The following is a 9,683-nucleotide window of genomic DNA, read 5'->3' on the forward strand; positions in this document are numbered from 1 at the left end:
ATCCCGCCTACGGCCCCTCCTCATCGGGCCGCCGCCGCGACCGGTGGTATTCCGGTGCTGCTACTTGTCGCCGACGCGCGAGCCGAGCGTGATGTCGACCGTGGTCGGCTTGCCGCTGCGCAGGTAGGTCAGCTTCACGGTGTCGCCGGGCTTGTACGTCCAGATCATGCTGATCAGGGTCGGGCCGCTGTCGACCGGCTTGCCGCCGAACTCGGTGATGATGTCGCCGGGCTTGAGGCCCGCCTTGCCGGCCGGGCCGTTCGGGTCGACCAGTTCGTTGGCGGCCGCGCCCTGCTCGGAGATCTTGGCGCCCTCGGACTTGGCCTGGAGGTCGACCGAGACCGAGATCACCGGGTAGACCGGCTTGCCCGTCTTGATGAGCGATTCGGCGACGTTCTTCGCCTGGTTGACCGGGATGGCGAAGCCGAGGCCGATGGAACCGGCCTGTCCGCCACCGAAGCCGCCGTTGCCCGCCGACTGGATGGCGGAGTTGATGCCGATGACCGCGCCGCGTCCGTCGAGCAGCGGGCCGCCCGAGTTGCCCGGGTTGATCGAGGCGTCCGTCTGGAGGGCGCTCATGTAGGAGTTCTTGCTGCCGGAGCCGTCTCCGGAGGCGACCGGACGGTTCTTGGCGCTCACGATGCCGGTGGTGACCGTGTTGGACAGGCCGAAGGGGGCGCCGATCGCGATGGTCGAGTCGCCGACCGCGACCTTGTCGGAGTCGCCCAGCGGCAGCGGCTTGAGGCCGGCCGGCGGGGTCTTCAGCTTGAGGACGGCCACGTCGTAGCCCTGGGCGCGGCCCACGACCTCGGCGTCGTACCGCTTGCCGTCGGAGAACGTCGCGAAGAGCTTGCCGCCGTTCGCGGCGGAGGCCACGACGTGGTTGTTGGTGAGGATGTGGCCCTGCTGGTCGTAGACGAACCCGGTGCCGGTGCCACCCTCGCCATCACCGGTCGATGCCTCGATGGTGACCACGCTGGGCAGGGCTCCCGCGGCCAGACCGGCGATGGAGCCGGCCTCGCGCTTGAGGTCCTTGGGGGTGTTCGCGGCGCTGATGGTGGTGGAGCCGGTGCCGTTGTCGCTGCGCTGGGCGGCCCAGTAGCCGACGCCACCGCCGATGCCGCCCGCGAGGAGGGCCACCACGAGCACGCCCGCGACCAGGCCGCCCTTGCCCTTCGGCTTGGGCGCGGGGTGGCCGTCGGTGGTCAGGGGAGCGCCCCAGGCGCCGCCGCCGTGGCCGCCTCCCGCCCCGTACGCCGGCACCGTGGGCGGCGGAGGCGGCCAGCCCGCGGCCCCGTGCGCGGCCGGGGCGGGAGCCTGACCGTAGGCCGGGGGCGCCTGCGCGGGCGGGATCTGCTGGGTGGGCTCCGTGCCGGGCGCCGGGGTCGGCGGCAGCTGCTGGGTCACCGGCTCGTCGGCGGCGCGCGCGGGGGCCGCGTCCTGCGTCTCGGAGGCCGGAGCAGGGGGTACGGACGGGGCGGCGGGGGATGTCGGGGCCGCGGTGCCCTCGTTCTCGTTGCTCACAGCGCTCTCTCCTCGTCACACACGGCTTCAGAAAATTCTCTGGCGATATCGGTCCGACTGAACGTTCGGCGTGCCGCACAAGTTCCTGGGCAAAGCCTTTCCCATGACCCGTCAGAGCACTGTAAGCCGGACCTGTGCATCTCTCCCCTTTCTTTATATACGACATTTCAGATGCACTCTCGGGGTCGACCCCGACGCCCGGGGACATCTCGGTGGCACCATGACCCGGTGACCCACGCAATGCCGCGCACCATCCAGGTCGTCGCCCACCGCGGCGCCTCGGAGGATGCCCCCGAGCACACCCTGGCCGCCTACCGCAAGGCCATCGAGGACGGCGCCGACGGCCTCGAATGCGATGTCCGGCTGACCGCGGACGGCCATCTGGTCCTGGTCCACGACCGCCGGGTGAACCGCACCTCGAACGGCCGCGGCGCCGTCTCCGCCCTCGAGCTGGCCGATCTCGCCGCCCTCGACTTCGGCTCCTGGAAGGACCGCGAGGAGTCCCCCGACTGGGACGCGGACCCCGAGCGCACCTCCGTCCTCACCTTGGAGCGCCTGCTGGAGCTGGTCTCCGACGCCGGACGGCCTGTGCAGCTCGCGATCGAGACGAAGCATCCGACCCGCTGGGCCGGACAGGTGGAGGAGCGCCTCCTCGTCCTCCTCAAGCGCTTCGGTCTGGACGCCCCACCGGCCGAGGGTCCGCACCCGGTGCGGGTCATGAGCTTCTCCGCGCGCTCCCTGCACCGGATCCGGGCGGCCGCGCCGACGATCCCGACCGTGTACCTGATGCAGTTCATCTCGCCCCGGATGCGCGACGGGCGGCTGCCGGTCGGCGTGACGATCGCAGGCCCCGGGATGCGGATCGTGCGCAATCACCCCGCCTTCATCCACAAGCTTCAAGGCGCGGGCCACTCCGTGCACGTATGGACCGTGAACGAACCCGAAGACGTTCAGCTCTGCGCCGATCTGGGCGTCGAAGCAATCATCACGAACAGACCCCGCCAGGTTCTGTCCCAACTCGGGCGCTGACGCCCCTTTTCGCACACCCGCCACCTCCGACCCGTTCGTTACAGGGTGTGCCCCGGCGCATCCGCTCCGCATTCGGTCGACATGAATGCGTCAGAGGGGCCCGCTTCGGGCCGCTTCGGCGGTTTCCGGTCCAGGCCATTGGGGCATCCAGACCATGCGTGGGGCTAAGGAGGTTCCGGGGGTGGCGTTGGTGGTGGCACAAGAAGTGCCCACGTCGTCGTGCGTGGACGTACGCCATGGTCCTGCGGGCGTGGGCGAGGCAAGACACCGGATGCGCGAGCAACTGCGCATCAGCGGGGTGCCCGAATCGGTCGTGGACGATGCCGTACTGATCCTTTCCGAACTGCTCAGCAACGCCTGCCGACACGGCAGGCCGCTCGGCTCTCGGGAAGTCGGGGACGGGGAGATACGCGCCGCATGGCGCGTGGACAGAGCGGGTCGACTGACGGTCGAGGTCACGGACGGAGGCGGGCCCACCCGCCCGATTCCTGCCACGCCTTCGGTCACCGCACGGGGCGGTCGGGGGCTGAACATCATCAGCGCCTTGGCCCAGGACTGGGGTGTCCGGGACGGAGCGGCGGGTGAGGTCACCGTGTGGGTGATCGTTGCCTGTGGGCCCCGGCACGAGGATTTCGCTACGCGCGTTGCGCCCCCGGCGATCGACTTCCGTACGGCATTCGACGACCTCGATCCCTGAACCGGGATCGCGACCACACGACAACACGACCGACGCGAGAGCAAGCACGCAGCAAGACAGCACGGCAGGACGACAGCAGCACAGCAGTACCGGTCATCCGCATAGGCGGCCGTCCGGGAGCGCACGCCGACCGTGCTCCCGGCCGCACCCAACCGGTTCCGGCGGTACGAACGGCTAGGCTCGCGCCCAGACACGACGCCGTACCGCCGCAACCGGGAGACACGCACGATGGCCAAGAAGCGCCCCGCAGCCAAGACTGCAAAGCCGCAGCTCAACAACGGTGAGATCCCCGTCGTGGGCGCCCGCGAGCCCTGTCCCTGCGGATCCGGCCGCCGCTACAAGGCCTGCCACGGCGCAGCCGCCGCGCACGCCGTCACCGAGCACGTGCGGCGCCCCTTCGAAGGACTGCCCGGCGAGTGCGACTGGGTCGCGCTGCGGGAACTGGTGCCCGCCGCCACCGTCCCCCTGTCCCTCAAGGGCGGTCTGCCCGAGGGCGTCCCCTCCGTCACCCTGGTGACGGTACTGCCCATGGCGTGGCCCGCGCTGCGCCGCGAGGACGGGTCCGTCCTCCTCGGCCTGCAGAACGACTCGTCCTCCGGGGACCTCGGCCGCGACATGGCCGACACCCTGGAGCGCGCCCTCGTGGCGGAGCCCGGTACTCCGGTCGCCGCCCGCCGGGTTCCCACCGAGGGTCCCCGACTTCAGGATCTCCTGGACGCCGAGGGCGGTTTCGAGCCGGTTGTGCACACCGGGTTCGAATTCTGGATTCCGGAATCCGAGAACGCTCAGAACGCCTCGCCGGAGATCGCCGCCTCGCTGGAGCGCGCCAACGCGGCCGCGATTCCCACCGTCAGGCTGACCGGCGTGGACGCCGCCTACTGGTGCGAGACGCCGGAAAAGAACCACCTGCGCTGGGTCATGCCGCACCCCGAGGAGAAGCTGCTCGACGCCCTCGCGCGGCTGCACGCGGCCGGCACGTCCTCGCTCGGCGAGGGCACGAAGCTCGTCGGCTCCTTCCGCGCGCACGGCCTGATGGTCCCCGTCTGGGACCTGCCCACCGGGGTCACGGCCGACGACGTCGAGAAGCCCGCGGCGGAGTTCGCGGAGCGGCTGGCCGGGGCTCTGGCCACGGACGCCCCGCTGACCACCGAGGAGCGCCGGGCACGTGGCGGACTCACCAACCGCCAGGTGACGCTCAGCTGACCGAGCGCCCCGTGGAGCCGGTGACGGGAGTCACAACTCCCGCTAATCGTCTGCAAATCGATGTCTGAATATCGGAGATCGAATTTGCGTACAGGCGATCTCTTGTTACCGTTCTTGTAGCCCGGTCGCTGGTGCATCCCCCGTCGCCAGCGACCGGGCCCTTGATTTTCCGGGTCCGATCAACGGTCGCCCGGCGCCGGTGAGTTGCTCCCGGACCTCAAGAGCAGTTCCCCTTCATCATCCGGAACTGCAAATTCCGCTACAGCCGAGTAACTCTCATGGTCCCCGGCCGAGGCCTCCTTCGGCGTCTCGCACAATCCCGGTTCGTCGCCCGCGCCCACCGCGCACCGGATCTGGACCGTGCGCCCGGCCGGACCCATCACCGTCAGCACGGCGTCCAGGGCGCGACCACTCGTGTTCCGGTAGTAACTCCGGCCCCACGTCTGGCCTTCACCGACCAGCATGCAGGTCTGTGCCTCCACTCCGTGCGGCGAGGAGAGCTCGGGGCCGCAGCGGGAATCCGTGCGGGGCTGCTCGGCCGGCCCGGGCTGCTGCCGGTCGGCCGTCGGCGCCGAGCGCGTGGGCGCGGCGGGGGATGTGCGGGAAGAGTCCGAAAGGCCGAGCGCCGAGAACAGGCCACCGCCGGCTTTTCCGTCATCCTGACCGGCAAGGTCCGGCCCAGCGATCGCTCCGGCGAGCGGGAGCGACAAGATGGTCAACACACCGGCGCCGATACCGATCAGGCGGAGATTCATTCGCCGAACATAGCGAGGAGGGAATGGGGCACGGAGATCCCCGCGCCCAATTCCCCTGCAAACCGGTCCCGCTGACACCCGTACGAGTGATCCTCCCAGGCCCGGCGGATCAGTACGCGAGCCTGCTGCCGCCACCGGGCGCACCGCTGCTGGCCTCCACCAGCGCGTCCACGACCGCCTCGATCTCGGGTAGCCAGAGACGTCCCGCCGACGGCTGCGGCGCCTGAGGACGCGCCTGCGACTGCCTCGAGCGGGCCCGCGTCCGCTGCGCCGTCGACTGCGCCCGCGGCTCCCGTTCCCAGCGCACCTGACCGCCGCTGGACGCGGCGGAGGGCGGCAGCAACAGGTAGCCGCCCTCACCGTGGAAGCGCAGGGAAGAAGGCACGTGATCCTTCGCGTACAGGAGTTCGCCGAGCCGTTCCAGCGAGTAGGGCTCCACCAGCAACGCCCAGCGGGTGGGCGTGGCAACGACCGGACCGAGCCGCATGCCCTGCGCGTCCAGCCGTACGAGGGCGCGCGCGGCCGCACCGGCCGGCAGGCTCACCGCGCACGGGGCGGTCCCGCCGGTGGCCATCAGGACGGGGGCGGCGGGCCGGTTGGTCCACCACCAGGCCACCATCCGGGGGTCGGTGGTGGCCGCGAGCAGTCCGGGGTCGAAGGGGTGCGCGCCGGGCACGGCACAGTCGGGGTCGGGGCAGGCACATCGCTCACCGTCGGCGCCGGACCGACCGACGCCGGGCAGGACGGGCCACTGCCAGGTGGTGGCGCAGACGAGCGCCGCGTCGAGCAGAGCGGATGGGCCGCCGCTCCGTCCCGGCTCGGGGCGCAGAAATTGAAAGCGATCGCGGAGCCGCTGGAGACGCCTTCCGAGGATCTCGCGCATGTGCGCTCGTTCCTTTCCGTTGAACGCCGAGGGCCAGATCACACCATGCAACCGGTGTCTCACCACACGTACAGGTTTCGCGTCACTGTCCGCCAGAAGCTGGTTCACACGGTTCGTGCAGTTTTCTTACGGGTCCATCAAACGTCCCGCGGGGATGGAGCGCGACCCGCGCCGACCCCCGAGACCGGCGGCCGCCGCTAAGGACGACGGCCCGCACCGGGTGGTTCCCGACGACGCCAACTGGCCCCGTGCATCACCGAGTACGTACCCGAGGCCCCTGGGGAGCCCGCTCAGTCGATCGCAAAAACCGACTGCTTCCCGCTTTTTCCGGCCAAGTTCTAGCCTTGGCTCGACAGTGAGTTGCCGCCCCACGGACACCAGGATTCCCACCTGGGCAATGCTGGACATGCATCCATGTGTGCGTGTAGATGTGGATTCCTTGATGGCGGCGCAGCACGATCTGGGGGTTTGCGATGCTATTTGGCGAATCGCACCAGGTGGAAAGGCGGACGCCATGAGCGCCCCCCATCTGCCGAAAGTGGCTGGAATCGATCCAGCAGTAACGGCGTCGCCGCACACTGCGGCGCCCACGCCCGCCCGGATCACCCCCGCACCGGCCCCTCCGCCCGGCGGCCCGGGCAGTGTCATCCAGGACCGGCTGGCGGGCATGGTCTCGGACCTCACCACCTTGCACGAGCTCACCGAACGCCTCGCCCGCGCCGGTGACCTCGACACCTCGCTTCGCGAGTTCCTGCGCGCCGGAGCCGCGCTCGTCGGCGCCCGCCGCGGCCTGATCGTCCTGGAGCCCGCCGACAAACTCGGCCCCACCAGCACGATCGGCCTCGGGCTCGGCCACGCGGAGCTCGGTCACATCGAGACCGTGCCGCGCAGCGCCACCTCCTACGGGCGGATCCTCGACGGCCTGCCCGACGCCCAGGGCGGCTCCGAGTTCCTGCCCGAGCCGGGCGCGCCTCCCGGAACCGGGGGTTTCGCCGCCCCCGTGGACCCCCGCCACCGCGAGGTCGCCGCCCGTCTCGGCTACGCCGCGAGCTACTCGCTCCCCCTCACCGCCGAGGCCACCGGCCGGCTCGGCGCCGCCGTGTGGCTCTACGACGAGCAGGCCGAGCCGAGCGACCGCCAGCGCGACCTCGTCGAGCTGTACGTGCGGCACGCCGCCGAGCACCTGGCCCGGATGCTGGAGGTGGAGCGCTCCCGCTCGTACCTGGCCACCGTCTCCGAGGAACTGCTGCCGAGCCGACTGCCCCGGATCCCCGGGGTCCAGCTCGCGGCCCGCCACCACACCGGGCCGCTCGGCGGGGGCGACTGGTACGACGCCCTCCCGCTGCCCGAGGGTGCCCTGGGACTGGCCGTCGGCTCCGTCACCGGCTCCGGGCCGAGCGCCGTCGCCGCGATGGGACGGCTGCGCGCATCGCTGCGCGCCTACGCCGTCATGGAGGGCGAGGACCCCGTAGCGGTCCTGTCCGACCTCGAACTGCTGCTGCGCCTCACCGAGCCCGCCCGCTCCGCCACCGCGCTCTTCGCCTACTGCGAACCCGCCGGAGGGACGCAATCCGCCGGCCCGGGCAGCAAGATCATCCTGGCCGGTGCGGGGCACACCCCGCCACTGCTGATCGGCGAGCACCGCACCGAGTACGTGGAAACCTCGCTCTCCGCACCCCTGGGCATGCTGTCCTGCTGGGAGGCGCCGAGCGTGGAGATCGAACCCGCACCCGGAGAAACGGTGCTTCTCTACACCGACGGGCTGCTGCACCACACGGGCGACCCGATGGACCGGGCCTACGCCCGGCTGCACGCCGCGGCCGCGGGGGTCCCCCGTAGCGTCCGCGAGGACCCGGCCGCCCTGTGCGAGCACATCTTGCGGACCGTGCTGCCGGGTGGGAACCCGACCGACGCCCCCGAGGACATCGTGCTGCTCGCGGCCCGGTTCGAATGAGGCCCGGAGCATGTTCCGAATCGTGACGGAGGGAACGATTCGGAACATGCTCTTGCCGCACACGCATACGATGGATGCGGTCCACACCCAGGTCCGTACCGTCGTAGCTGAGGAGAAGACGTGGCTGACGAGCTCACCCCGGAGACCCCGGAAGAAGAGCAGCCCAAGAAGACGCACAAGCAGCGCAAGAACGGTCTGTACCCGGGCGTCAGCGACGAACTCGCGGAGAACATGCGCAGCGGCTGGGCCGACACCGAGCTGCACGGGCTGGAGCCCATCGCCCAGGCCGCGCACACCCTGGCCCGCCGCGACGCGCTGTCCCGGCGCTTCCCGGGCGAGCGTCTCGTCATCCCCGCCGGCCGACTGAAGACCCGCTCGAACGACACCGAGTACCCCTTCCGGGCCTCGACCGAGTACGCGTACCTCACCGGCGACCAGACCGAGAACGGCGTCCTGGTCCTGGAGCCCACCGGGCCGGCCGGGCACACCGCCACCATCTACCTGCTGCCGCGCTCCGACCGGGAGAACGGCGAGTTCTGGCTGTCCGGCCAGGGCGAGCTGTGGGTCGGCCGTCGGCACTCCCTCGCCGAGGCCGAGCAGCTCCTGGGCATCCCCGCGAAGGACGTCCGCGAGCTCGCCGAGGCTCTCACCGAGGCCGAGGGCCCCGTCCGCGCGGTGCGCGGCCACGACTCGGTGATCGAGTCCGCTCTCACCGACAAGGTGACCAAGGAGCGCGACGCGGAACTGCGCGTCTACCTCTCCGAGGCCCGCGCGGTGAAGGACACGTTCGAGATCGGCGAGCTGCAGAAGGCCGTCGACTCCACCGTCCGCGGCTTCGAGGACGTCGTGAAGGTCCTCGACAAGGCAGAGGCCACCTCCGAGCGCTACATCGAGGGCACCTTCTTCCTGCGCGCCCGCGTCGAGGGCAACGACATCGGCTACGGCTCCATCTGCGCCGCCGGCCCGCACGCCTGCACCCTGCACTGGGTCCGCAACGACGGTGACGTCCGCCCCGGAGACCTGCTGCTGCTCGACGCCGGCGTGGAGACCCACTCCCTCTACACCGCCGACGTCACGCGCACGCTGCCGATCAACGGCACCTACACCGACATCCAGCGCAAGATCTACGACGCGGTCTACGAGTCGCAGGAAGCCGGGATCGCCGCGGTGAAGCCGGGTGCGAAGTTCCGCGACTTCCACGACGCCTCCCAGCACGTGCTGGCCGAGAAGCTCGTGGAGTGGGGCCTGCTGGAGGGCCCGGTCGAGCGGGTCCTGGAGCTGGGCCTGCAGCGCCGCTGGACCCTGCACGGCACCGGCCACATGCTCGGCATGGACGTCCACGACTGCGCCGCCGCGCGCACCGAGGCCTATGTCGACGGCACCCTGGAGCCGGGCATGTGCCTGACCGTCGAGCCCGGGTTGTACTTCCAGGCCGACGACCTGACCGTGCCGGAGGAGTACCGCGGCATCGGCGTCCGGATCGAGGACGACATCCTCGTCACCGAGGACGGCAACCGGAACCTGTCCGCCGCCCTGCCCCGCACCTCGACCGACGTCGAGGCCTGGATGGCGGGCCTGAAGGGCTGACGCCTACGCGTTGCGCATCGATGGGCGGGATCCCTCTACGGGGTCCCGCCC

At 70.8% G+C, this 9,683-nt stretch carries 7 protein-coding genes and 1 pseudogene; 5 read left to right on the plus strand and 3 right to left on the minus strand.

Annotated features, from left to right (window positions below; all coding sequences use genetic code 11):
• Nucleotides 1-60: 60 nt before the first annotated feature.
• Entirely contained in the window at nucleotides 61-1,524 is a 1,464-nt protein-coding gene (locus ACWGIU_RS19085) for a S1C family serine protease (protein WP_453707278.1), read from the minus strand.
• 240 nt (nucleotides 1,525-1,764) lie between these two features.
• Here ACWGIU_RS19085 and ACWGIU_RS19090 point away from each other — a divergent pair, with 240 nt between their 5' ends.
• The 3 genes and pseudogenes from ACWGIU_RS19090 (at nucleotide 1,765) to ACWGIU_RS19100 (ending at nucleotide 4,453) form a co-directional block, all read left to right on the plus strand.
• The gene (locus tag ACWGIU_RS19090) at nucleotides 1,765-2,553 is read left to right on the plus strand and encodes a glycerophosphodiester phosphodiesterase (protein WP_453707290.1); all 789 of its coding nucleotides are present in this window, start codon (nucleotides 1,765-1,767) and stop codon (nucleotides 2,551-2,553) included.
• A 59-nt stretch (nucleotides 2,554-2,612) separates the two neighbouring features.
• Nucleotides 2,613-3,250, plus strand: a pseudogene (locus tag ACWGIU_RS19095) (ATP-binding protein).
• Between the two features lie 228 nt (nucleotides 3,251-3,478).
• Nucleotides 3,479-4,453 (plus strand): DUF5926 family protein, encoded by a 975-nt coding sequence (locus ACWGIU_RS19100; RefSeq protein ID WP_453707280.1) that lies wholly within the window; start codon nucleotides 3,479-3,481, stop codon nucleotides 4,451-4,453.
• A gap of 179 nt (nucleotides 4,454-4,632) precedes the next feature.
• Here ACWGIU_RS19100 and ACWGIU_RS19105 read toward each other — a convergent pair whose 3' ends face one another.
• Both ACWGIU_RS19105 and ACWGIU_RS19110 read right to left on the minus strand, forming a co-directional pair.
• Nucleotides 4,633-5,208, minus strand: coding sequence for a hypothetical protein (locus ACWGIU_RS19105; protein ID WP_453707282.1), 576 nt, complete (start codon nucleotides 5,206-5,208; stop codon nucleotides 4,633-4,635).
• A gap of 109 nt (nucleotides 5,209-5,317) precedes the next feature.
• Nucleotides 5,318-6,091, minus strand: coding sequence for a bifunctional DNA primase/polymerase (locus ACWGIU_RS19110; RefSeq protein WP_453707284.1), 774 nt, complete (start codon nucleotides 6,089-6,091; stop codon nucleotides 5,318-5,320).
• A gap of 397 nt (nucleotides 6,092-6,488) precedes the next feature.
• On the opposite strand from ACWGIU_RS19110, the gene ACWGIU_RS19115 reads away from it, so the two are divergent.
• Nucleotides 6,489-8,045 carry a PP2C family protein-serine/threonine phosphatase gene (locus ACWGIU_RS19115; protein ID WP_453707286.1) on the plus strand — a complete coding sequence of 519 codons (1,557 nt, stop codon included), beginning with the start codon at nucleotides 6,489-6,491 and terminating at the stop codon, nucleotides 8,043-8,045.
• A 120-nt stretch (nucleotides 8,046-8,165) separates the two neighbouring features.
• Nucleotides 8,166-9,632: an aminopeptidase P family protein gene (locus ACWGIU_RS19120; protein ID WP_453707288.1), complete on the plus strand. Its 1,467-nt coding sequence runs from the start codon at nucleotides 8,166-8,168 to the stop codon at nucleotides 9,630-9,632.
• The last annotated feature ends 51 nt before the right edge of the window (nucleotides 9,633-9,683 follow it).

The organism is Streptomyces sp. NPDC054840 (genome assembly GCF_053611065.1).

Excerpts from the sequence above, each read along its gene's own strand:
- ACWGIU_RS19090 (WP_453707290.1), top strand. The coding sequence starts at position 1,765 with ATGCCGCGCACCATCCAGGTCGTCGCCCACCGCGGCGCCTCGGAGGAT.
- ACWGIU_RS19100 (WP_453707280.1), top strand. The coding sequence starts at position 3,479 with ATGGCCAAGAAGCGCCCCGCAGCCAAGACTGCAAAGCCGCAGCTCAAC.
- ACWGIU_RS19105 (WP_453707282.1), bottom strand. The coding sequence starts at position 5,208 with ATGAATCTCCGCCTGATCGGTATCGGCGCCGGTGTGTTGACCATCTTG.
- ACWGIU_RS19110 (WP_453707284.1), bottom strand. The coding sequence starts at position 6,091 with ATGCGCGAGATCCTCGGAAGGCGTCTCCAGCGGCTCCGCGATCGCTTT.
- ACWGIU_RS19115 (WP_453707286.1), top strand. The coding sequence starts at position 6,489 with ATGCTGGACATGCATCCATGTGTGCGTGTAGATGTGGATTCCTTGATG.